12 protein-coding genes are annotated in these 23,629 nt (G+C 65.5%); 5 read left to right on the top strand and 7 right to left on the bottom strand.

Going from position 1 to position 23,629, the window contains the following annotated elements:
* Positions 1-3: 3 nt before the first annotated feature.
* Both DV707_RS18955 and DV707_RS07890 read right to left on the bottom strand, forming a co-directional pair.
* Positions 4-10,539: a malectin domain-containing carbohydrate-binding protein gene (locus DV707_RS18955; protein WP_275046272.1), complete on the bottom strand. Its 10,536-nt coding sequence runs from the start codon at positions 10,537-10,539 to the stop codon at positions 4-6.
* Positions 10,540-11,121: 582 nt separating this feature from the next.
* Positions 11,122-11,520 carry a DUF7344 domain-containing protein gene (locus DV707_RS07890; RefSeq protein WP_136361823.1) on the bottom strand — a complete coding sequence of 133 codons (399 nt, stop codon included), beginning with the start codon at positions 11,518-11,520 and terminating at the stop codon, positions 11,122-11,124.
* A gap of 265 nt (positions 11,521-11,785) precedes the next feature.
* Here DV707_RS07890 and DV707_RS07885 point away from each other — a divergent pair, with 265 nt between their 5' ends.
* Positions 11,786-12,067: an acylphosphatase gene (locus tag DV707_RS07885; RefSeq protein ID WP_103992028.1), complete on the top strand. Its 282-nt coding sequence runs from the start codon at positions 11,786-11,788 to the stop codon at positions 12,065-12,067.
* 99 nt (positions 12,068-12,166) lie between these two features.
* Here the strand turns inward: DV707_RS07885 and DV707_RS07880 are convergent, their stop codons facing one another.
* Genes DV707_RS07880 through DV707_RS07870 form a run of 3 tightly spaced genes read right to left on the bottom strand, consistent with a single transcriptional unit; the run spans position 12,167 to position 17,111 of the window.
* Entirely contained in the window at positions 12,167-12,970 is an 804-nt protein-coding gene (locus tag DV707_RS07880; protein ID WP_103992027.1) for a TrmB family transcriptional regulator, read from the bottom strand.
* A 37-nt stretch (positions 12,971-13,007) separates the two neighbouring features.
* The gene (locus tag DV707_RS07875; protein WP_103992026.1) at positions 13,008-15,566 is read right to left on the bottom strand and encodes an efflux RND transporter permease subunit; all 2,559 of its coding nucleotides are present in this window, start codon (positions 15,564-15,566) and stop codon (positions 13,008-13,010) included.
* Between the two features lie 3 nt (positions 15,567-15,569).
* Entirely contained in the window at positions 15,570-17,111 is a 1,542-nt protein-coding gene (locus DV707_RS07870; RefSeq protein WP_103992025.1) for a COG1361 S-layer family protein, read from the bottom strand.
* A 379-nt stretch (positions 17,112-17,490) separates the two neighbouring features.
* Between DV707_RS07870 and DV707_RS07865 the strand changes: the two genes are divergently transcribed.
* The 4 genes from DV707_RS07865 (at position 17,491) to DV707_RS07850 (ending at position 20,758) form a co-directional block, all read left to right on the top strand.
* Positions 17,491-17,934, top strand: coding sequence for a DoxX family protein (locus DV707_RS07865; RefSeq protein WP_103992024.1), 444 nt, complete (start codon positions 17,491-17,493; stop codon positions 17,932-17,934).
* 89 nt (positions 17,935-18,023) lie between these two features.
* A complete protein-coding gene (gene mvaD / locus DV707_RS07860; RefSeq protein ID WP_103992023.1) occupies positions 18,024-18,998 on the top strand; it encodes a phosphomevalonate decarboxylase MvaD in 975 nt (324 codons plus the stop codon).
* 381 nt (positions 18,999-19,379) lie between these two features.
* Complete coding sequence (locus tag DV707_RS07855) at positions 19,380-19,868, top strand: DUF3237 domain-containing protein (RefSeq protein ID WP_103992022.1); 489 nt, start codon at positions 19,380-19,382, stop codon at positions 19,866-19,868.
* 119 nt (positions 19,869-19,987) lie between these two features.
* The gene (locus DV707_RS07850) at positions 19,988-20,758 is read left to right on the top strand and encodes an IclR family transcriptional regulator (RefSeq protein WP_103992021.1); all 771 of its coding nucleotides are present in this window, start codon (positions 19,988-19,990) and stop codon (positions 20,756-20,758) included.
* Between the two features lie 258 nt (positions 20,759-21,016).
* On the opposite strand, the gene DV707_RS07845 is transcribed toward DV707_RS07850, so the two are convergent.
* On the bottom strand, positions 21,017-21,964 hold the full coding sequence (locus DV707_RS07845) for a D-2-hydroxyacid dehydrogenase (RefSeq protein WP_103992020.1): 948 nt from the start codon (positions 21,962-21,964) through the stop codon (positions 21,017-21,019).
* A 110-nt stretch (positions 21,965-22,074) separates the two neighbouring features.
* On the bottom strand, positions 22,075-23,499 hold the full coding sequence (lpdA, locus tag DV707_RS07840) for a dihydrolipoyl dehydrogenase (protein ID WP_103992019.1): 1,425 nt from the start codon (positions 23,497-23,499) through the stop codon (positions 22,075-22,077).
* Positions 23,500-23,629: the final 130 nt, after the last annotated feature.

The following is a 23,629-nucleotide window of genomic DNA, read 5'->3' as shown; positions in this document are numbered from 1 at the left end:
CTATCAACTCTCCTTCTCGACGATCTCGATTCCGTACACGAACGGATTGGCACTCCCGCCGTCCTTCGTGAGCGAGATGTCGAGGGTGCCGTCGTCGGCGGTCACCTCGAAGGACTTCATCGTCGCATTGTCGAAGCCCACGTCGGTCATAATGTCATAGTCGTTCAGGACCGTCTGGCCCTCGGCGGTGACGTCGAAGATCCGCGTCCCTTCCTGGTCATTGGGGGCCCACTGCTCGATGAAGTACAGCCGGACCTCGTAGGTCTCACCCTGCGTCACCGAGAACTCGTAGTCGAGGGTGGAACCGGAGGACGGCCACCGCTCGGTGACGAAGATCTGCTCAGACGTCCCCGTCGGGACGCTGTCGGTGACATTGAACTGGGTGTCGTGGGTTGTCACTCCCCCGTTGGTGAGGAGGTAGCTCGAGTCGTTCTCCCAGTTCGGTTCGTCGGAGACCGAAACCTCCGAGCCACCCGTGTTGACCCGGTAGACGACGTTCGACGACGCCGGTTCGCTGACCGAGATGGTCTGCTGAGCCGAGGCGGTCGCGCCGGCATCGTCCGTGACGGTGAGGTTCACCTGATAGGTGCCGGCGCTCTGGAAGGCGTGCGACGCCTGTGCGCCCGTGGCGTCGGTCGTCCCGTCGCCGTCAAAGTCCCACTCGTAGCTCGCGATCGAGCCGTCGGGATCGCTCGATGCCGACGCGTCGAAGTCGATCGATTCGCCGGTCTCGACATCCGTCGCCGACGCGGTGACCGACGCGTTCGGTGCCTGATTCGCCGCCCCACCGGTCGCTTCCAGCACTTCAATAGCGAAGAGATTCGCGCTGTTTTCGTCGCTGACGTCGGCGATCGTGAGGTCAAGCGTGCCGTCGTCGGCAGTGACCTCTGCGCTCTCCATCGTCCCGTTCTTGAATCCGACCTCGTTGGAGGTGTCGTAGTCGTTGAGTACCGTCTGCCCCTCCACCGTCACGTCTATCACGCGGTCAGACGATCCGTTCGCCGATTCGTACTGTTCGATGTAGTACAGGCGGACCTCGTAGGTCTCGCCCTGCGTGACCGGGAACGAGTACGCCAGTTCGTCGTCGGTGGCGTACCGTTCGTACTCGAAGACGGCGTCCGGCGTGCTCGCGGGAACTGCCGCCCCGACATCGTAGTTCAGCGGCCCGTTCTCGAACGTCAGCCAGTTTGTCGTGCCCACACTGCCGTCGTCGATGATGTGCTGGCTCGGCTGGGTGGTGTTGTCGCTCTCCCAGTCGGGGCCGCCGTCGATCGCCGCGATCTCCGGACCGCCGGCGTTCAGACGGTAGAGGATCGACGACGTCGTCGACTCGGTGACCGTGACCGTCGTGGTGGCGGTGTCGGTCGCACCGCCGTCGTCGGTGACGGTCACTTCGACGGTGTAGGTACCCGCGCTGTCGTAGCTGTGCGAGGGGGTCGGACCCGTGGCCGTGGTCCCGTCGTCGAAGTCCCACTCGTAGCTCGCGATCGACCCGTCGGGGTCGCTCGATCCGGCCGCGTCGAAGTCGACGGTTTGGCTGGTCTCAACGGACGTGGACGAGGCAGTTAACGAGGCGTTCGGGGCCTGGTTACTGGCCCCCGATTTCACGACTTCGACTCCGTACATAAACGGAGAGGCGCCACTCGCCTGCGAGAACGAGAGATCCAAAGTCCCGTCGTCGGCGGTCACCTCGAAGGACTCCATCGTCGCGTTCTTGTAGCCGACGTCGGCGACGACGTCGTAGTCGTTCAGCACCGTCTGGCCGTCGATCGTGACGTCGAACACCCGATCACCGGGGTTCTGCGTATCGCTGTACTGTTCGATGAAGTACAGACGGACCTCGTAGGTCTCACCTTGGGTAACCGGCAAGTCGTAGTCAATCGTGCTCCCGCCGGTGGGGTAGCGCTCCGTCTCGAACACGGCGTCGGGAGTACTCGCCGGGACCGAGGGTCCGACCGTGTAGGTCGTACCCGTCCAGTCTGACGTATCTCCCGCCGTCGTCATATACTGGGAATCCGATCCCCAGTCAGGGCCGCCGTCGATCGCACTGATCGTGCCGCTCCCTGCGTGCAGGCGGTGGACGACCTGGTCGGCACCGGGTTCGCTCACGCCGACGGTCACCTGCTGGGTCGTCGTGTGCTCGCCGTCGGAGGCCGACAGCGTGAGGTCGTAGTTCCCCGCGTCATCGGTCTGCGGCGATAACGTCAGCGTTCCCGTGCCGTCGCCGTTGTCGGTGAAGCTCGCGAAGTCCGGGAGGTTCGACGCCGACAGCGTCAGCGCGTCACCGTTGGGATCGGTCGCCTCGACCGTTACGGTCGTCGAGTCGCCCTCGGTGAGGAACTGGTCGTCGACCGGCTGGATGCTGGGCGTTTGCGAGCCTTCCTCTAGCTTCAGGATGACCACGTTCGAGGCCGTCCCCGCGTGGCCGTCGTCGCCCTGAACGGTGGCGACGAAGTAGTTGAACCCGCTCTTGTCCGCGGGCGAGGTCAGCTCACCAGTCAGGTTGGTGAGCGTTGCGTCGACGGTGGCCTCACCGTTCTGGTCGATTTGGACGTCCGTGATCGTGTAGTTCTCGACATTGTTCGCCTCGTAGGGTTCGATGTCGTAGCCCGGCGTGCCGTCGTAGGTCGGAACGTCCTCCAGCAGGAGCGTCGCCTCCGCGTGCATCAGCCGCACCGTCTCGCCGGGCGGGCCGCTGATCTCGATGGTCTGGTCGGCGTCGGCGACGGTCGCGGCGGTGTGTCTGTCCGAGAGGGTCGTCGCCTGGAGGGTCAGGTTCTGCGCGTCGATGCTGGGTGCGTCAGGGGCGTTCGCTCGCGCGACGCCGGTCGAGCCGGCGAGACTGCCCTCGTTGAAGGTGCCCGAGGACGCAGTCGTGCCGTCGGCGAACGACGCGGTGACGGTCGTGCCCGTGAGATCGATGCCGGACTCGGGGCCGGCGAGAACAGACTGCTGGCCGCCGCCGCCCTTGATGGTGTTCGGGTCGCCGTCGGACGCGTAGGTGACCGTCTCACCGGGGTCGAAGTCGTCGAACTTCATATGCAACGCCTTGTACCCGTCGGTTCCGTCGACGCCGTTGACCGGCTTCTGGAACTCGTGGCTGGTCAGAACAGCGCCGTTCTCATTCACGATCCGGATGTCGGTAGCGCCGGGGTTGCACCCGCCGTCACCGGCACACCCGGTCGGATCGTAGACCATATTCTCGATCAGCGACGTGCTCTTGTCGATGGTGAGCGACTCGATCTGCTGGTCGCCGGTGTTGGTGATCTGGACCGAGTCCTCGAAATAGGTGGTCGCGTCCTGCAGCGTGACCATCCCCTCCGGGAAGGCCGCCTCGGTCGTCGTGATGGCGACTGTCGCCTCGCCGCCCGACGGCTGAGCGGCGTCGGGGTCGTAATCAAGGACGATCGGGTCCGACGTGAGTCCGGTGTCGCCCTGCGCGTCCTCGCCCACCGCGACGATGTAGTTGAGGCCGCCGGCCGCGCTGCTGTTCGAGAGCGTCACGTCGACGGTCGCCTCACCGTTCTCGTCGAGGGTGACCGTCTGTTCGTCGAAGTTCAGGATCCGATTCGCCTCGTAGGATTCGAGGTCGTAGCCGCTCACGTCTTCGAGGTTGAGTTCACCTTCGAAGCGAAGCACTCGAACGGTCGAGTTGGGCTCCCCACTGACCTCGACGGTCTGCTGGGCCGAGGCGACGGTCGCCGCGCTGTGTCGAGCGTCGAGCGCCCCCCCGTCCAGCGTCACTTCCTCGACACCGAGACTCGGTGCCGCCGGCACGTCCGATTTCGCAGTTGCGACAGCGCCAGCCGCGCTACCGTCGCTGAACGGCGTCGTCGTCTGCGTCGTTCCATCGGCGTACTCGATAGTGACGGTGGTCCCCGTCGTTTCGAGACCGGAAATCTCGAGTCCCTGCTGGATCGGCGTCGCGCCCTTGACGCTCAGGGCGTCGGTGTCCAGCGAGACGGTGAACGTTTCGCCAGGCTGGAAGTCATCGTAGGTGAACGTCAGCTGATCGTAGCCGTCGTCGGGGTTGCCGTCGTGCGGCTCGCTGTACGACGTCTGGAATCCACCCGCGCCCGAGGCGTCCTTGACCGCGTTGCCGGGTGTCCCACTGTCGGTCAGTGGCCCGAAGACGATATCGGGCATAGCGGCGGTCGAGAGGTCGAACGTCACCGACTCGATCTGCTTGTCGCCGGTGTTTTCGATCTCGACTGCGCCGCTCTTCCAGGTGCTCGTGTCGATGTTGCTGTTGCCCTCGTTGAGCGAAAGGCTGGCACTTCCCTCCTCGGCGGGCTGGAAGGAGACGCGGTGGATCGAACCGGTGATATCGATGTAGTAGAGCGACCCGTCGGGGCCCTGGTCGATCTCGACGACGTTGTTCGCGTCGCTCTTGAAGTCGTAGCTTCCGGTGACGTTTCCGTCCGAGTCGAAAGTCAGGTACTTGATCCAGCCGGCGACGTAGTCACCGTAGAAGTACGCACCCTCGTACTCGCTGGGGAACTGAGATCCGCGATAGAAGTCACCGCCGGTGATTGATCCACCGACGTCGTGGCCGTACGTGTAGATCGGATCGTCGTAGGCCGGATCGCTGCACTCGCCTTCACAGTCGGGCCAGCCGTAGTTGGCCCCCTTCTTCCCGAGGTGGATGTCCTCGGCGGTGTCCAGACCGACTTCGGCGACGAAAAACCGGTCGGTCTGGTGGTCCCACTCCGCACGGAAGGGGTTGCGCAGCCCGGAAGCCCAGATGTCACCGCGGGTATTCGGATCGCCGTCGTCGACGTACGGGTTATCGGACGGGATCGAGCCGTCCTTGTTGATCCGAATGATCTTGCCTCCGGTCGAACTCAGGTCCTGTGCTCGGGAGGCCGTAAACTGCTCCCCGGTGGAAAGGTACAGTTTCCCGTCGGGTCCGAAGTCGAGCCCGCCTCCGTGGTGGTACGTGGCATCGCCTTGGATCGAACTGTTCCAGATTTTCGTCTCGGTCGTGGGATCGGCCGTGCTCTGCAGGCCGCCGCCGTTCTCTTGGTGGACGACCCGCGAGATCTGGTTCGTGTCCGTGTTCTCGTTCGTGTAGTAGAGGTAGACGTACCCGTTCGATTGGAAGTCGGGGTCGATGGTCACGCCCAGAAGGCCCTGCTCGCCGTTCGTACTGACGCTCGACAACGACAGGTACTCCGAGGTCGAGAGGGAGCTCCCCTGCTCCTCGGCGATGAGGACGTCGCCGCCGCGCTCAAGGATGAGCATCCGATCGTCCGGCAGGACCTCCATCGCGACGGGCTGGTCGAGGCCGCTGGTCATCTGCTCGGTCTGGAACGTTCCGTCCGACGGCTCCGTGACGGATATCTGCTCGGTGGCCATCGCGGTCGCACCACCGTCGTCCGTGACCGTTAGTTCGACCGTGTAGGTGCCGACGTTCGAGAAGGCGTGCGAGGCCGTGGGACCGGTGGTGTCGGTGGTGCCGTCGCCGTCGAAGTCCCACGCGTAGCTCTGGATCGCCCCGTCAGGGTCGTTCGATCCGCTCGCGTCGAACGATATCGACTGGCCGGAAGAAGCCGACGTGGTCGACGCGGAGAACGAGGCCGTCGGCGGGACGTTCCCGCCGTCACCCTGCTGGATGATCTCGATGCCGTAGATCAGCGGGTACGCGCCCCCGCCGTCCTGCGAGAAGTCGATGTCGAGGGTTCCATCGTCGGCCGTGACGGTGAAGCTCTTCATCGTCGCGTTGTCGAAGCCGACGTCGGCCATCACGTCGTAGTCGTTCTGGACCGTCTGGCCCTCGGCGGCCACGTCGAAGATGCGGGCGCCTTCTTGCGCGTTGGGGTCCCACTGTTCGATGTAGTACAGCCGGACCTCGTAGGTCTCGCCGGCGGTCGCCGGGAAGTCCCACGACATCTGCTGGTCGACGTAGCGCTCGGTGACGAAAATCTGGTCGGGGGTCGACTGCGGCACGCTGTCTGTGACGTTGAACTGCGTATCGTGGACCGTCACGTCACCGTCGCCGACCAGGTACGGGCTCTGGCTTCCGTCGGTCGCGTTGTCGACCGCCCAGTTCGGACCGCCGTCGGTCGCCTGCAGTTCCGGACCGCCGGTATTGACCCGGTAGATGATCTGCTCAGACGACTGACTGGCGACGGTCACGGTCTGGGTTGCCGTGTCGGTCGCGCCGTCGTCGTCGGTGACTTTCAGCGTCACGTCGTAGTCGCCGCCCGAATCGAACGTGTGCTGGATCTGGGCGTTCGTCGTCGACTCCTCGAAGGTTCCGTCACCGTCGAAGTCCCACTCGTAACTCTGGATCGAGCCGTCCGAGTCGGTCGACTCGGAGTGGTACGTGGCCGACTGGCCGGCCACCGGATCGTGGACGTGGAAGCCGGCTGTCGGCGGCTGGTTCACCTGCTCGCCGCCCTCGGTCAGGATCTCGATACCGTAAACGAACGGTTTCGCGGAGCCACCGTCCTGCGTGAGCGTGAGGTCGAGGGCCCCGTCCTGGGGAGTCACCTCGATAGTCTCCATCGTGGCGTTCTTGTAGCCGACCTCGGCGACGGTGTCGTAGTCGTTCAGCACCGTCTGGCCCTCCATTGAGACGTCCATCACCCGATCACCGGAGTTCTGCGCCTGGCTCCACTGTTCGATAAAGTACAGGCGGACCTCGTAGGTCTCGCCGGCAGTCACCGGGATGTCGTAGTCGATCGGTCCAGCGTCCGTCCACCGCTCGCTCTCGAAGATGGCGTCGGGTGTGGAATCGGGAACGGCGTTCCCAACCGAGTAGTTCGCGCCCCACGTATCGGGCGTCGATTGCTGACCCGCCGCCTGGAGATACTCGGTGTCGTTCTCCCAGTCCGGCCCGTCGTCGACGGCAGGAACCGAGGAGTTACCGGCGTTCAGCCGGTAGACCACATACTGGGTATGCGGCGCGGAGACCGTCACCTGCTGGGTCGTCGTATCGATCGCGCCGTCGTCGTCGGTCACGGTGAGCGTCACCGTGTACGTGCCCGCGCTGTCGTAGGCGTGCGAGGGAGACGCGCCGGTGGCGGTGGTCCCGTCGCCGAAGTCCCACTCGTAGCTCGCGATCGCGCCGTCGGAGTCGCTCGACCCCGAGGCGTCGAAGCTCACCTGCTCGTCCGTCGCGGGATCGGACGGCGATACGGTGAACGCGGCATCCGGGGCCTGGTTCCCGTCACCGCCGTCACCGACGGTCGCGCTGGTCGACCATGCGTTGATGAGCTGTTGAATCTCTTGGAGGGAGATGGTCTCCCCGCCGGTGTTCGGCACTTCCGCGCTGGTCGACCACCAGTTGATCGCGAGTTGGATCTCCTGGAGATCGATCTGGTCGGCCGGCGCGTTCTGGCTCGCCACGGCCTGAGCGATCGTACTGTCTCCACCGTCACACGGACCGACAGCGGTGTAATTCGCCGTGTACGTCGTGTCCGAGTTCGGGACCGTGATCGTGTGCTGGGCCGCGCCCCCATCGGACCAGCCCTCGAACTGGTACTCCGTCCCGTCCATACACTGCGTCTGCGGCGCGGAGACGGTGTGCTCGAAGCCGATGAGCGAGTCGTGGACCTGGGGGGTGGTGTGCGGTATGCTGTCGATATCGATCTCTAACCCGCTCGGCTGGGTGTCGAAGGTGAGATCGACCTTGTCCGGTTCGACGACTACCGTCTCGGTGTCGGTGGCGCCCTGGGAGTCAGTTGCCGTAAGGTTGATCTGGTACGCCGTATCGTCGTGGAAGTCGTGGCCACTCGTCGGAACGGTGAAACTCCCGCTGGAACCGGACACCGAGTCCAGGTACGGGTGCCAGTGCTCGTTGTGGAGGAACCGAACGGTCCACTCGAGGTCCGTTCCCGAGAGCGTGCCGTCCTCCGGATCGGTCGCCGACCCGGAGAAGTTAATGGTGTCGCCAGCCTGGAATAACGACCCGTCGGCGGGCGCGTCGATGGTCGCCTCGGGCGGTTGGTTCGCGCCGTCGGTACCCGGTTGGATCACTTCGACGCCGAAGACGTTGGGGTTGTGGTCCCCGCCGTCCTGGGCGACGGAGATATCGAGGTTTCCGTCGTCGGCGGTCACCTCGAAGGACTTCATCGTCGCGTTCTTGTAGCCGACTTCGGCGACGACGTCGTAGTCGTTCAGGACCGTCTGGCCCTCCATCGAGACGTCCATCACGCGTTCGCCGGTGCCGTTGGCTTCGCTGTACTGCTCGATGAAGTACAGGCGGACCTCGTAGGTCTCACCCTGCGTGACCGGGAACTCCCAATCGACGGATCCGTCGTTGCCGTATCGTTCGTACTCGAAGACGGCGTCCGGCGTGCTCGCCGGGACCGCGGAGCCGACGTCGTACTGCAGCGGGGGATCGGGCGTGAACGAGTTCCAGTCCGTGGCACCGTCACCGCCGCCGACCCGGTATTGGCTTGGCGCGGTTCCGTTGTCGCTCTCCCAGTCGGGGCCGTTCTGGACCGCGATCTCCGGCCCACCGGCGCTCACGCGGTAGAGCACCTGCTGTCCCTGCTGAGTCGAGGAGACGCTCACCGTCTGGGTCGCCGTCGCGGTCGCGCCGCCGTCGTCGGTCACCGTGAGTTCGACCGTCTGATCACCGCTCGAAGCGAACGTGTGCGACACGCTCTCGCCCGTCGCGTCGGTCGTCCCGTCACCGTCGAAATCCCAGTCGTAGCTCTGGATCGAGCCGTCGGAGTCGCTCGATCCCGCGGCGTCGAAGCTCACCGACTCGCCCGTCGTGGGATCGGACGGCGAGTAGGTGAACGACGCCGTCGGCTGGTCGTTGTCGGGACTCTGCTTGACGATCTCGACGCCGTACATCAGCGGGTTGTGGGTCCCGCCGTCCTGGTCGAACGAGAGGTCGAGCGTCCCGTCGCTGGCTGTGACGGTGAAGTTCTGCATCGTGCCCGTCTTGTAGCCGGCGTCGGCGACGATGTCGTAGTCGTTCAGGACCGTCTGACCCTCCAGTGAGACGTCCATAACCCGATCGCCGACGTCCTGGGCCTCGCTGTACTGCTCGATGAAGTACAGGCGGACCTCGTAGGTCTCACCCTGCGTGACGGGGAAATCGTACTCGATAGTCGACCCGGACGAGGGCCAGCGTTCCGTCTCGAAGACGGCGTCGGGCGTGCTCGCCGGGACCGAGTCGTCGACGGTGTAGGTCGTGCCCGACCAGTCAGACGTGTCACCGAGGGTCTGCATATACGTCGTGTCCGACTCCCAGTCGGGTCCGTTATCAACCGCCGCGATCGTTCCAGCCCCCGCGTGGACCCGGTAGGCGACCTGATCCATACCCGGTTCGAGGACGGAGATCGTGAACGTCTCGCTGTCAGTGTCGTCGCCGTCGCTGACGGAGACAGTCGCCTGGTACTGGCCGGCCTCACCCGACTGCGGGGCGAGCGTGAGCGTGCCCGTGCCGTCGCCGTTGTCGGTGAACGAGGCGAATCCCGGGAGGTTCTCGGCGGACAGCGTCAGCGGGTCGCCGTCCGCGTCGGACGCGCTGACCGTGACCTGTTTCGTCTGGCCTTCGTCGACGAACGTAGTTCCGATGGAGTCGAGCGTCGGTTCAGCGTCGGTCGTCGCGTCGTAGGAGACCTTCTGGAGCGTTCCGGAGGCGATGTCGAGGTAGTACAGCGACCCGTCCGGTCCCTGGTCGATCTCGACGACCGCCCCGGCGTTGTCGTCGAACGTGTTGACGCTCTGGACCTCTCCGGAGCTGTCGAAGGTGAGGTACTTCATCCAGCCGCGGACGTAGTCGGCGAAGAAGTAGGTCCCCTCGTACTGGCTGGGGAATTGGTCACCGTGGTAGACGACGCCTCCGGTGATCGAGGCGCCGGATCCCTCGTGTGAGTAGGTGTACAGCGCGTCGGTGTAATCGGGGTTATCACACGCACCTTCGCAATCGGGCCAGCCGTAGTTGGCGCCCTTCTCGCCGATGTGGAGGTCCTCCTGAGCGGTGGCCTGATCGTTCCCACCGACCTCGGCGATGTAGTAGCGCGGATTCTCTGCTTGGAGGTCCCACTCCGCACGGAAGGGGTTGCGCAGGCCGTACGCCCAGATCGCGTCGACGTTTCCACCGGGACCGTCGACGAACGGGTTGTCCTGCGGGATCGTTCCGTCCTTATTGACGCGGATTACGGAGCCGCCGGCCTCGGTCAGGTCCTGTGCTTGGTTTCCATCGACCTCCTCCCCGATGGTCAGGTAGAGTTTCCCGTCGGGGCCGAAGTCGAGGCCACCACCGTGGTGATAGTTACTCTTTCGTTCGCTGTTGTCCTCCCAGACCACGAACTCGCTCGACGGATCCGCGGTGCTCTGGAGGCCACCGCCGTTCTCCTGGTGAGTGAACCGAGCGATTCGGTTCTTACCACTGGATTCGGGCGTGTAATAGATGTAGATGTAGTTGTTCTGCTGGAAGTTCGGATCGAGCGTGATGTCGATCAGCCCCTCCTCACCGGCGGTGTCGAGGTCTGTGATCGACATATACGGAGAGGTCGCCCCAGTGTCCGGGTTGACGATCAGCACCTCGCCGCCCTTCTGTAAGAGGAGCATTCGGCCGTCCGGCAGGAACGTGGTTGCTGTGGGCTGGTTCAACCCGGAGAGTACCGTCTCTTTATCGAACCCTGACGGTTGTATCTCGGCCAATTCTCCACTGGTCTGTATAGCGGCCTGTTCCTCTACCGGTTGGATGGCCCGTTGTTGTGTCTCTGTCTGGGATGCGGCGTCTGCGCTGTCATCCGGTATTGGCGGATCGAGCTGTGGCTGCTTCACCTGGTCCGATCCAACCGCGTGCGACATCCCAGCGTCACTGACGGCAGACGCGCCGGCGACGCCGGCCATCGGTGACGTGATCATAAACATCGCCGCAAGCACCGCTAACAGCCGTATTCGTGTCTTGTCTGTCATATCGATACGCTGTCGGAGGGGCGTCTATCTGAGTCGTACATACGTGTCTCCCCGGGGACAGGTACGGTCGACCGGGGCTGACTGCAGATAGACCGATATGTACCGTGAGTATTGGCGGGATACCGCGTGAGAAAGCCTCGCATTAACCCCGATAGCGTCTCTATAACTGACTGACAGGTCTCCGTTACACGTTCGACGCGAGCCTGCGCCCCGATTCTCCAAGAACGGTCAGAAGGCGACCAGACAGACGAGGGTCACCGACAGCGTCGCGAGGACCGCACCCGCGACGCCCGGAAGCGTGGACCCGGGAAAGAGGGCGACGGCCGCGGTCGTGCAGATGCCAGTCGCGAGCGCCACCGGCCAGTAGGAACGCGGCGACTGATCGGTCGGTCGGAGGTGCGATTCGAGGACATCGGCCCGGTCCGTGAGGCGGATGTCCACCCACTCGCGTTCCGCGGCGACGAAGCCGGTGTCGGCGAGCTTCGGGAGGTGGTTCTGGTGGAGGGAGGTGTAGACGCTCTTTCGCTGCCGGTGAGTGACGGCGGCGGGATCAACGTCGTTTTCCCGGGCGGCGATCCGCGTCGAGAGCGTGCCGATGTCCAGGGGGGCGTCTGCCTCCTGCAGCACGGAAACGGCCAGTCGTCGACGGCGGTTGCTCAGGGCCGAGAATACGACGTCTGCCTGGGTGGAGCGTTCACTTCTCTCTCGGAGCGTAGCGCCGATGTCGCGGGTGGCCATTCTGGGAGCATAAGACAGCGGTTCGGGGTATTGTAATTGTCAGTCTATATGAAAAAAGAGGAGACTAATAGGTTATATTTTCCAACAGAAATCCACAGACCGGACCCGCCGAGCCGACACGCTCTTTCGGTCGACTCGCGTACGTCGTCCCGGGATGAGCGACGACCGCATCAGAGCGCACGTCTTCGTCAGCGGAACCGTCCAGGGCGTCTACTACCGGGCGTCGACGCGGGACGCGGCCCGCGACCGCGACGTCGACGGCTGGGTCCGAAACCTCGACGACGGTCGCGTGGAGGCGGTCTTCGAGGGGCCGGAACCGGCCGTCGAGGAGCTGATCGAGTGGTGTCACACGGGAAGTCCGGCGGCGTCCGTCGAGGACGTCGACGTGACCTACGAGGAGCCGGAGGCCGAGTCCGGGTTCGAGGTCCGCTGGTGAGCGTCGCCGGAAGTGTAGTAGCGCTTGCAACCGGTCGCACATCCGATCGCACGTCGTCGCGCGATCGTGTGGGCGAAGACTTGCAAACGGTACGATAGCTCACGCCGGGGCGTCCCCGTCGCGGACGAACGAGTCGATGTTGCCGGCGATCGCCCGCACGAGGATGTCCGCCATCGCCGTGTCGGCGGACCAGATGGCCGTCTCCTCGGCGGCTTCCGTCGGCGACACGGCCGACAGCAGGACGGCCCGATCGTCGACCAGGAGGACCCGACCGGTGTACTCCATCGGCTGGGAGTCCATCGCCGCGTCCACCTCGACGCCGGCGACGTCCGAGAACGTCTCTCTGACCGCCGGACTCTCGCTTACGACGCGAACTGACACGCCGTCGTCGACGCGCGCTTCGAGCACCGCGATCAGATCGTCGGGGACGAACGCCGGGTCGGGGGCCGCGAACAACACGGTGTCGGTCGCCTGCCTGGCAAGTTCGGTGACGCGGCCGTTGATCGGTTCGCGTCCGCGCGTGGTCCACACGTCGTCGCGCGTCTCGCGCTCGCTGCGAGCGCTGCGCTGCGCTCTGAGGAACGAGAAGGCCCGGTCGGCCTCGGATTTCAGCGCCTCGGCGAGCTGCCGCCGGGCCGTGTCGAGGTCGACCGGCCGGTAGCGCTTCGGCGTCGACTGCTGGAGTTCGACGAGGCCGAGGTCGGTGAGTTCCTCCGCCGCGCCGTACACCTGCGAGCGGGGGACCTCGGTGTCCTCGTGGATCTGCCTGGCCGTCCCGACGCCGAGGCGCTGGAGCGCCACGAACACGCGCGCCGCGTAGTTCGACAGCCCGAGGCGTTCGAGCGCGGCGACGGCGTCGTGCTCGGAGACGTCCGACACGTCGGCTGCGTCGGCCGGGTTCACGGTCGCCCCCCGTCGATCGCGTGCGTGACTGTGGCGTTCATAGCGTTCCCCCCTCGGCCGTGTCGGCGTCGTCGATTCGACCCGTGGACGTCGATTCGGCGGTCGAGTCCGCCGCGGGGTACCCCATCGGCACGTCGGGATCGCCGTTGACGAGGCGGTCCCAGACCACCAGCGCCGACGGGAGGACGAGAAGCGACGCCAGGAAGGAGTAGACGATCGAGATGGCGGTCAGGACGCCGAACTGGCCGAGCACCGAGAGGACGGCGAGGACGAGCACGCCGATGCCGAACGCCGTCGTCGCCATACTGCCCAGGAGCGCGCCGCCGGTGCCGATGACCGTCCGCCGGAGCGCGGGGACCAGCGCGCGCTCGCGGCGCTCGTCGACGAACCGGTGGACGACGTGGACCGAGTAGTCGATGCCCAACCCGATGGTGAGAGAGAGGATCGTCGCGGTGAAGGCGTTAAAGGAGATCCCCAAGAGGCGCATCGTCCCCGCGACCGACGCGACCGCGACGACGATCGGCGCCAGGTTCGCGACGCCGAGCGAGGGGAGCCCCTCCAGCACCCAGTAGATGACCACCAGGAACACGACCGTCAGCCCGAGCGCGAGCGCGAGGCTCGTGATCGCGGACTCGAAGATGAGATCGGAGACCGCCTGGAAGACGACCGTCTGGCCCGTGGGCGTCGTGTCCTCGCGGAAGCGCTCTGAGACCTCCTCGGCCGCGGCCACGGCCTCCTGGTCTGAGACGTCCGCCGACACCGTGTACACGATGCGCGCGCTGCGGCGGTCGTCGGCCAGGTACTGCGAGGCGCGGTCGCCAGACGACGAGGCCTCCAGTTCGCGGTAGATCGTATCCAGGTTGTCGTCGGGGACGCCGTTGTCGTTGCGGTCGTTGCGCTCGACGAGCGCCTGGAACTCCGGATCCCGTTCGGCGTGCTCTCGGATGATCGTCACGATGCTCGTCGACTCGGCGCGGCGGTTTCCGTCGGTGACGAACTCCGAGGGCGGGTCCTCGCCCGCGCGGTGGATCCGTTCGAGGGCCGCGTCGTTCTCCATACGGCCCTCGAGGTATATGGTGACAGATCCCCCCTGCGTGCTCGTGAACTTGTCCTCAAGGAAGTTCAGCGTCCCGACGACGCCGTAGTCGCTCGGCGCGAACGGCTCCGGCAGCGACTTCAGGAGCGGCGAGACCTCCTCGGGCGGGAGGAAGTCCTCCTGGGAGAACGAGGTGTCGACGCCGGTGGCGTACCCCGCCGCGCCCGCGCTGAACAGCAGCGCGACGACGAGCAGCAGCACGGGCGTCTTCCGGGCGGCGAACACGCCGACGGAGAGCACCTCGCCGAGCGCCGACCCCTCCTCGCCCAGCGGGCGCTGGCTGAACGTCGGGATCGGCCAGCCCTCGCGGCGGCGGTCCATCCAGACCTTCGCCGCCGGGAGGAAGATGCCGAAGATGAAGAACGTGAAGACGATGCCGACGCCCGCGACGATGCCGAAGTCGCGGATCGGCGGCAGGTCCGAGGCGAGATTCGAGAGGAAGCCGATGACGGTCGTCCCGGTGACGATGAAGAAGGCGACGAGCAGCTGATCGGTCGCCCGCTGCATCGCCGACTCGATGCCGAGACCGGTCGCCCGGTCCTCGCGGTAGCGGTTGATCGCGTGGATCCCGAAGTCGATCCCGACCGCTAAGAGCAACGGCGGCACCGAGATCATGATCTGGTTGAACGGGATACCCGCCAGCCCGAGGAAGCCGAACGTCCAGATCACGGCCATCGCCAGCGCGGTGACGCCGAGGAGGAGGTCGAGTAAGTCCCGGTAGGCGACGACGAGAAAGCCCACGATCAGGAGGACGGCCGCGGGCGTCACGATGAGAAGCGAGTCCGTGATGACGGTGCCGAACTCGTCGGCGATGATCCCGCTTCCGAAGACGGTGATGTCGGCGTCGAGTTCCGCGTCGATGATCCGCTGGGCGTCGTTCTGGATCGGCGTCAGCGGGCTGTCGCCGGACTGGCCGGCCGTGCCGCCGCCGGCGCCGCCGGGCAGGTCGTGCTGCACGACGCCGATGGTCGCCGACGCCGACGCGGACCGCGCGTTGAAGTCGTTGCTCACCGTCCCCGTGAACCGGGGATTGTCCGCGTTCTCGCGGACGGCCTGTCTGACGTCCGCCCCCGTCGCGCGTTCGAGCGCGGTGATCTGCCGTTCGAGCGTCGTCGCCTCCGGATCGATCGTCTGCGCCACCACCGCCGCCGCCGACGAGGTGCTGGAGACGTACATATCGTCGCGGTCTTCGAGCGCCCGCTGGGCTCTGAGCATCGCGAGCATCGACCCCTTCGAGAGGACGTTGCGGTCGCGCTGGACGAGCTGGGTGCTCCCGGGATCGGGACTGAACGGCGGTTCGAACTCGTTTTCGATCCGTTCGAGCGCGTCCGCGGCCGGGATGTCCTCGGCGAACTGCTGGGTCCCCGCCTCGGTGGAGACGTTCCCCAGCCCGCCGGCGAAAAGCACCGTCACCAGGAGGAAGGTGAGCATCACCCGCTTCGGGCTGTTGACGATCTTGTCGTCCGCCCAGTCGACGAAGCGCTGATAGTCGAGGTCCATCGATCAGCCCCGGCGACGGTAGTAGAGGAACCCGCCGGCGGCCAAGACGACCAGAGCGACGGCGACGATCGGCACGATCGGAAGCCCGCCGTCGGTGCTCTCGGTCACCTCCACGGGAACCTGATACGTGTCGGAGACGATGGTGTCGCCGTCGTCGTCGTCGTACTGGAAGTCCATCTTCACCGGGTAGGTCTTCGCGGTCGCGCCACCGCCGGCGCTGAGCTGGAAGACGACCTCCCTGGACTCACCGGGTTCGAGGCGATCGACGAACGCCTCGTCGTCGGACGTCGAGAGCGGCGAATCGGCGTAGATCTTCGCGGAGACGTCGGTCACGGCGTGCTCGCGCGTGTTCGTGACAGTGACGCTGAACTCGTCGCCCGAACCGGCAGTGAACGTCGCGTTCACCGGGTCGACGTCGAACTCGGGGGTCTCCGAACCGACGTCGGCGCGCGTCGGGAGCGGGTCAGACTGCCGCTGTCTGTCGTCCTGATCGTAGTACCGGACGCCGAGATCGAACTGCCGGGGGCCCGAACTCCCGCTGCTCGTCACCTCGACGTCGAAGGCGAACTCGGAGGACTCACCCGGCGCGAGCGATCCGACCGCGACCGACGTCTCGATGGGCGTGACCGTCGGCCCCGGGTCCTGGAACGTCACGACGGCGTCGTCGGCGGCCATCGGCCCGGTGTTGGTGACCGTCCCGGTCAGCGTTCCGGTCTCACCGACCCGGAGCGAACCGTCCACGTCCGAGACGGCAAACGTCATTTCGGGGAGCGCCCTGAGCGGCACGTCGAGGCTGGCGCTCGATCCGGTCGTCCCGCTCGTCTTCTCGAAGTCGACCTGAGCGCTCAGCGAGTAGTTCCCGGGCTTCGCGCTCTCGCCGAGTCGGGTCTCGAACTCGAAGGTCCGGTTCTCGCCGCGTTCCCAGGCGTCGACGTACCGCGCGCTCGACTGACCGGCTCCGAGCGTGACGTCCGGCGACGACGAGGAGAGCGAGACCGTCGAGTCTCTGGCCGCCGAGTCCCCGACGTTCTGCAGGGTCACCTCGAGCGTTCCCTGGCCGTTCACGGTCGCCGTCGAACTGGTGTCGACGACGGAGAAGCGCGGACCCGGTTCGACGCGGACCGGGAGATAGATCGTGCGCTGTCGTTCGACTGCGCTGCCCGCCCCGTTGTCGTACTCGTAGGTGAGACGCAGCGGGATGCGGTACGTTCCGCTCTCGAGGTCCGAGGGGACGTTCAACCGGAGCGAGCGTTCGGCGGGGACGCCGTCAGCCAGCGACTGGACGTACAGTTCGTTGGTCTCGACGTCGATCCGGCCGGTGTCGCGGGGGCGAACGCGGACGTTTCGCGCCGTCCGCGTGTCGTCGTCGGGGCCGTCCGGATCGTTCACCAACTTGAAGTCGACCTCGTTGACGCCACCCGGTTGGAGCGTCGGGTTCTGCGCGACGGTCCTGATGTCGGGGTTGGAGGTGAGGTATCCGGTGGCAGGGACGGCGCTTGCCAGGAGCGATGCGACGATCAAGATCACGAGCAGTTTGCGTTTCATCGAGGGGGACCTACCGTGTTGTTCGCGAGTTGTCGAACGCCCGGCGGCGCTGGAGCGACCGGCAACGCGCGACCGATACTGGTCCGTCGGACGCTTCGTACTTAAGCGATTGTAAATTTCTACAAACAGTATCGAGGTTCTCTCCGCCCGGTGGTCTCCGGCCGTCCGGGGGAGACGTCTCTCCGTTCCGCCTCGGCGGTCGCGATCGAAACCGGCGGAGACGTCCCCGAGCGCGGGAACTCGGTCGCCGACCGAATGGTCGTTACGTTGTGAGTCCCGTTCGGAGTATGCGGTTCATCACTACGTGACGCGCGTGTAACCCGGTATCACCGAAGTCCGGGAAATGATATAACAGTTCCTCTCGTAACCAACTAACGAGATGATACCTGATATCTCCACGACGGTACTGCAACTGGACGCCGGATCGAGCGGCATCGCGTTCCTCCTCGGGCGCGTGCTCTTCGGGGCGGTCCTGGCGTTCATGGGACTGAACCACTTTATGAACGTCGACGGAATGGCCGGGTACGCGGAGGCGAAGGGGCTCCCCGCGCCGCGGCTGGCGGTCCTCTTCAGCGGCGGGATGCTCCTGTTCGGCGGCCTCGGTGTCGCCGTCGGCGCGTATCCCGCCCTGGCTGCCGGTGCCATCGCCCTGTTCCTGCTCGTGTCGACGCCGACGATGCACGACTTCTGGGCGGTCCCCGAAGAGCAACAGCAGTCGGAGATGACGAACTTCCTGAAGAACGTCGCGCTGCTCGGCGGCGCGCTGGTCTTCCTCGCGCTCTCGGGGACCGCGTGGCCGTACGCGGTCGGAATCGGGTTATAAAACCGGTCGGCGACCGCCGGGACGGCGGCGACGACGCCGGCCCCTGATTTTTCGGGACGTTTAACCCACCGTCTCTCTCGCATAAGGGTATGAAAGCGACAGCGAAGGCCCACCCGATTCAGGGGCTCATCAAGTACCACGGTATGCGCGACGAGGAGCGGCGACTTCCGTACCACGACAGTATCAGCGTCTGTACCGCGCCCAGTCACACGAAGACGACCGTCGAGTTCCTGCCCGGGGGAGGAGAGGACGTCTACCGCATCGGCGGCGACCGCGTCGAGGGTCGCGGCGCGGAGCGGATCGACGCCGTCGTCGAGCACGTCCGCGAACTCGCCGGCTTCGATCACGCAGTCCGGCTCGAATCGGAGAACTCGTTCCCGTCGAACATCGGGTTCGGTTCTTCCTCCTCCGGCTTCGCCGCGGCGGCGATGGCGCTCGCGGAGGCCGCCGGACTCGATCAAACCCGTCCGGAGGTCTCGACGATCGCCCGCCGGGGGTCCTCCTCGGCCGCCCGCGCGGTCACGGGCGCGTTCTCACAGCTCTACTCCGGGATGAACGACGAGGACTGTCGCTCCGAGCGCATCGAGACCGACCTCGAAGACGACCTCCGAATCGTCGCCGCGCACGTCCCCGCGTACAAGGAGACCGAAGAGGCGCACCGCGAGGCGGCGGAGAGCCACATGTTCCAGGCGCGGATGGCACACGTCCACCACCAGATCGACGCGATGCGGGACGCGCTCTACGAGGCCGACTTCGATCGCGCGTTCGAGTTGGCCGAACACGACTCGCTGTCGCTGACGGCGACGACGATGACCGGACCGGCCGGGTGGGTCTACTGGCAGCCGGACACGATCGCCGTCTTCAACGCCGTCCGAGAGCTTCGCGAAGAGAGGGACATTCCGGTGTACTTCTCGACTGATACCGGCGCGAGCGTCTACGTGAACACGACCGCGGCCCACGTCGACGCGGTGCAGGCGGCGGTCGGGGACGTCGGCGTCGACACGGACGTGTGGGAGGTCGGCGGACCCGCAGCGATCCTCCCCGAGTCCGACGCGCTGTTTTAAGCCTTTACGGCGGCAGAGTTATCTAGTACCTGAATAAAAGAGAATAGTCAAATATATTTTAGAGTAAAATAATCTTCGAGGCTTCTAATAAGACTCTTTTTGTTTCAAAAAGTACCTAACTTCTGACGGCGACAGAATTATTCTAGCTATCCCTGGCAGAATATGTACTACCTCGTTTGAACGACGAATACCTTGCAAAAATATATAAATATACATATTTTAATTCTTATCTGATGTATCTGGAGAACGGATACGGACGAAAGCAGTTCAGATAACATCAGTACATATGTTATTCCGGACGGCACCACAACGGCTACGACATACTCGGACGCGGAGGCCGTCCGCCAAACGGTTATGTGAGTCCGGTCCGGACGGGAGCGTATGGCAGACGACAGCTGGCAGACGGACGACCCGAACCTCGAACTCGGCCTCGAACGCGTGATGGAACTGGAGATCGACGTCGAATCCCCGATCGAGATCGGACAGACCGGCGACGGACAGCGGCGCATCATCCCGATTCTGGGCGGCACAGTCTCGGGCGAGATCGAGGGAACGGTGCTCGAAGCCGGCGCGGACTACCAGCTCTATCGGGACCGACGGCCGACCGAACTCGTCGCCAAGTACGCCTTCGAGACGATCGACGGGGACCGCGTCTACGTCGAGAACCGGGGGATGCGCGTCGCCGATCCCGAGACGAAGGCACGGCTCCGCGAGGGGAAACCGGTCGAACCCGAAGACGTCTACTTCTGTTCGGTCCCGGAGTTCGAGACCGCCGCTCCGGAGTTGGAGTGGCTCACAGAGAGCGTCTTCGTCGCGGCCGGCACCCGCCAGCCGACCGGAGTCCGCCTCGCCGTGTACCGAGTGGTGTAACGGTCGGGAAGCGCCTCGTAGGGACCGCGCTCGGCTTCCGTTCGGGATCCAGTCCGAAGAACGGTGTTTCGCGACCGCCGAACAGTAAATATAAAATGATGAACGTCATCGCTAGCCGTATGGAACAACCGGGGCAGAAACCGAACACGCCGGTCAAGACGGCGCAGACGACGTTCCGGATCGTGGAGACGCTCAAATCGCTCGACGGCGCGACGGTCACCGAGCTCGCGGACCGACTCGACATCGCGAAGAGCAGCGCTCACAACTACCTCCGGACGCTCGAACACGAGGGCTACGTGGTCGAGAGAAACGGCGAGTACGAGGTCGGGTTGCGATTTCTCGACCTCGGCGGGTACGCCCGCTCGCGAGAGCGCCTCTACGACATCGCGATCCCGGAGATGGAGCGGGTCGCCGAGGCCACGGGCGAGTACGCCAACCTCCTGGTCGAAGAGCACGGACTCGGTGTGTTCCTCGCGCGCGAGCGCGGTGCCGACGCCGTGAGCCTCGACTCGTACACGGGACAGTCGGTCAGACTGCACACCACCGCGCTCGGAAAGACGATCCTGGCGTACCTCCCGCGCGAGCGCGTCGAGGCGATCATCGACCGTCACGGCCTCCCGGCGATGACCGAACGGACGATCACGGAGCGAAACGAACTGTTCGACGCCCTCGAAGAGATCAGACAGCGCGAGTGCGCCTACGACAGGGAAGAGCGGATCAAGGGCCTCAACTGCGTCGCCGTTCCGATACTGTACGACGACGACATCGCCGGTGCACTGAGCGTCTCGGGACCGGTGAGTCGGATGGGACACGACCGGATCGAGGACGAAGTCCTGCCGGAACTCCGCCGGGCGGCGAACATCATCGAACTCAATCAGGCGCATTCCTGAGGATTGCTTTCACTGCTTTCGCCAAGAGTGAAATAGTGTTCTCTTCGGATGAAATAAAGATCATAGATATCGATGATATATCCGCATCAGAGGTGAGAGACAGGGCTAATATGGTCGGACAAGCCGGTTTTGCCAATTTGGTTCGGTTTCAAGGAACAAGCTATCCTCAGGAGCGAATCACTTCCGGATGCTCGTCGATTCCGGATGACCGTTCCCGATGACGGGACAGGTCGAGACCACGAGTGCGCCCCGCTCGGGTCAGACCACCTGGTTCCACGGGGTCCCGCCGTCGTTGAGACGGCCCACGTTGGTCGCGACGAGGTCGGCGATCCGGTCGCCGTAGGTGGCCGCCTGTGCCGCGGCGTGTGGGGTGACGACGACGTTCTCCATCTCCCAGAACGGCGACGACTCGGGGAGCGGTTCGTCGTAGAAGACGTCCAGCGCGGCACCGGCGATTTCCGCAGACTCCAGGGCGTCAACGAGGTCCTCTTCGACGACGATTTCGCCGCGGCTGACGTTGACGAGGTAGGCGTCCTCGCGCATCGCCTCGAACACCGATCGGTCGACGAGGCCACGCGTCGCGTCCGTCAGCGGGGTCGTGAGCACGACGAACCGGGCGTCGGCGACGGCGGTTTCGATCCGGGCGGGGTCGTACACCCGACCGAGGCCGAGCCCGGAGACGGGCCGGACGTCGACGCCCTCGACGTCCATCCCGAGCACGCCGAGCCTGGTCGCGGCGCTCCCGCCGAGTTCGCCGAGGCCGACCACGCAGGCGGTCGAGCCGCTCACCTCGAAGGGTCGTCGCCAGGGGAGTCGCTCCCACTCGCGTTCGTGCTGTCGGTCCCGAAACCGGTGGAGCCCCTTCGCGAGCGTCAGGACCAGACCGGTGACGGTTTCGCCGACGAGGTCGCCGGCGACGCCGGTGCTGTTGGTCATCGCCACGCCGCGCTCTCGGTAGGCGTCGAGCGGGAAGTCCTCGTATCCCGAGCGGATGTTGTGGACCCACTCGACGGCGTCGAGGAACTCGTCGTGGTGAAACAGCGTGACGACGCCGTCGAACGCTCCGACCTCGTCGGTCTCGCACACCTCGACCTCGCAGTCGACCTCCGCGCGCTCTTCGAGCAGCTCCCGGAGGTGTTCGGGCGGGCACGGGTGCGTCCCCCAGTCGTGGATGCCGACGCGTCGAATCGTCCGTTCTCGGGTCATATCCCCACCACTGCAGCGGGAAAAATAGTTCCTCGGGTCGGCCCGAGAGGCGGTCTCAGTCTGAGAGAGAGTGGCTCGCGACCGCGACGTCCAAAACGGGGGAGTCGCAGTCAGCGGTTCAGCGTGTGAATCGCCTGTCCCTGGGCGTTCTCTGCGGCCTCCATCACGGCCTCCGCGAGTGTCGGGTGCGTGTGGACGGTCCCGGCGACGTCTTCGAGGGTGGCGCTCATCTCGACCGCGAGGGCGACCTCCGCGACGAGTTCGGACGCGTTCGGGCCGACGAGCTGGCCGCCGAGGACGATCCCGCTCGCCTCGTCGGCGACGATCCGGACGAAGCCGTCGGACTCGCCCATCGACAGCGCGCGGCCGCTCGCACGCAACGGCATCTCGCCGACGACCGGGTCGAATCCCTCGTCCTCGGCCTCCGTCTCGGTCATCCCGACGGTCGCGATCTCCGGGTCGGTGAACACCGCCGCGGGGATCGCCTGCTGATCGAGGGCGGCGGGTTCGCCCGCGGCGACCTCCGCGGCGACGATCCCCTCGGCGCTGGCCTTGTGCGCGAGCATCGGTTCGCCGGCGACGTCGCCGACCGCGAAGACGTTCTCGACGTCGGTTCGCGCGCGGTCGTCGGTCGCGAGAAAGCCGTTCTCGTCGGGTTCGAGCCCGATGCTCTCCAGTTCGAGCGTGTCGGTGACGGGCTGTCGACCGACCGCGACGAGGACCGCGTCGCCGAGGTACTCCGCTGTCTCGCCGTCCTCGGTCTCGGTCGCGACCACGATTCCGTCGCCGGTCTCCTCCCACCCGGTCGCGCCCTCGCCGAAGTTGAACTCGATACCGAGGTCCTCCGCGCGCGAGCGGACCGTCCGCTGGACGTCCGACTCGTAGCCCGGCAGGACGTCGTCGAGCATCTCCACGACGGTGACGTCGGTTCCGAGCTTCGCGAGCATCGTCGACAGCTCCATCCCGATGTAGCCCGCGCCGACGACGACGAGTCGGTCCGGCAGCGACTCCATATCGAGGAGGTCCTCCGAGGACAGCACGGGATCGTCGGCGAAGTCGAACCCGGGGATCTGGATCGGTCGCGACCCCGTCGCGACCACCGCGTGCTCGAACTCGACGGTCTCCATCCCCTGCCCCTCGCCGCCGTGGGCGATGCGCGCGGTGTGCTCGTCCTCGAAGGACGCGGTCCCCTCCAGGAGCGAGACGCCGTTGGCCTTACAGAGCTTCTCGACGCCGCCGGTCAACTGGTCGACGACGCCCGACTTCCACTCCTGCATCCGGCTCATATCCACCGCCGGGTCGGCGTGGATGCCGAGGTCCTCGGCGGTGGCGGCGTCGTGGACGACGTCCGCGCCGTGGATGAACGCCTTCGAGGGGATGCAGCCCCGGTTCAGACACGCCCCGCCGTAGGCGTCCTTCTCGACGAGCGTCGTGTCGAGACCCTTCTGTGCGCCGCGAATCGCAGCCACGTAGCCGCCGGGGCCCGCGCCGATCACGAGCAGGTCCGTCGCCGTGGCGATGTCGCCCATTACCATACGGCAACCCACTCGCTCCCGGGTCAAAAAGACACCCGTCCGGGGCGCTTTCGAGTCGGGACCGCCGATCGCGGGCGGCGTCCGACGGCGCCCACCCCGAGTGCGGCTGCGCGCTCACGCCAGGAACAGC

The organism is Halobellus limi, from assembly GCF_004799685.1.
GTDB lineage: Archaea > Halobacteriota > Halobacteria > Halobacteriales > Haloferacaceae > Haloquadratum > Haloquadratum limi.
This window is presented reverse-complemented; position numbering and strand designations above follow the sequence as displayed.

Excerpts from the sequence above, each read along its gene's own strand:
- DV707_RS07865 (WP_103992024.1), top strand. The coding sequence starts at position 17,491 with ATGATACCTGATATCTCCACGACGGTACTGCAACTGGACGCCGGATCG.
- DV707_RS18955 (WP_275046272.1), bottom strand. The coding sequence starts at position 10,539 with ATGCTCCTCTTACAGAAGGGCGGCGAGGTGCTGATCGTCAACCCGGAC.
- mvaD (WP_103992023.1), top strand. The coding sequence starts at position 18,024 with ATGAAAGCGACAGCGAAGGCCCACCCGATTCAGGGGCTCATCAAGTAC.
- DV707_RS07855 (WP_103992022.1), top strand. The coding sequence starts at position 19,380 with ATGGCAGACGACAGCTGGCAGACGGACGACCCGAACCTCGAACTCGGC.
- DV707_RS07845 (WP_103992020.1), bottom strand. The coding sequence starts at position 21,964 with ATGACCCGAGAACGGACGATTCGACGCGTCGGCATCCACGACTGGGGG.
- DV707_RS07870 (WP_103992025.1), bottom strand. The coding sequence starts at position 17,111 with ATGAAACGCAAACTGCTCGTGATCTTGATCGTCGCATCGCTCCTGGCA.
- lpdA (WP_103992019.1), bottom strand. The coding sequence starts at position 23,499 with ATGGTAATGGGCGACATCGCCACGGCGACGGACCTGCTCGTGATCGGC.
- DV707_RS07850 (WP_103992021.1), top strand. The coding sequence starts at position 19,988 with ATGGAACAACCGGGGCAGAAACCGAACACGCCGGTCAAGACGGCGCAG.
- DV707_RS07885 (WP_103992028.1), top strand. The coding sequence starts at position 11,786 with ATGAGCGACGACCGCATCAGAGCGCACGTCTTCGTCAGCGGAACCGTC.
- DV707_RS07875 (WP_103992026.1), bottom strand. The coding sequence starts at position 15,566 with ATGGACCTCGACTATCAGCGCTTCGTCGACTGGGCGGACGACAAGATC.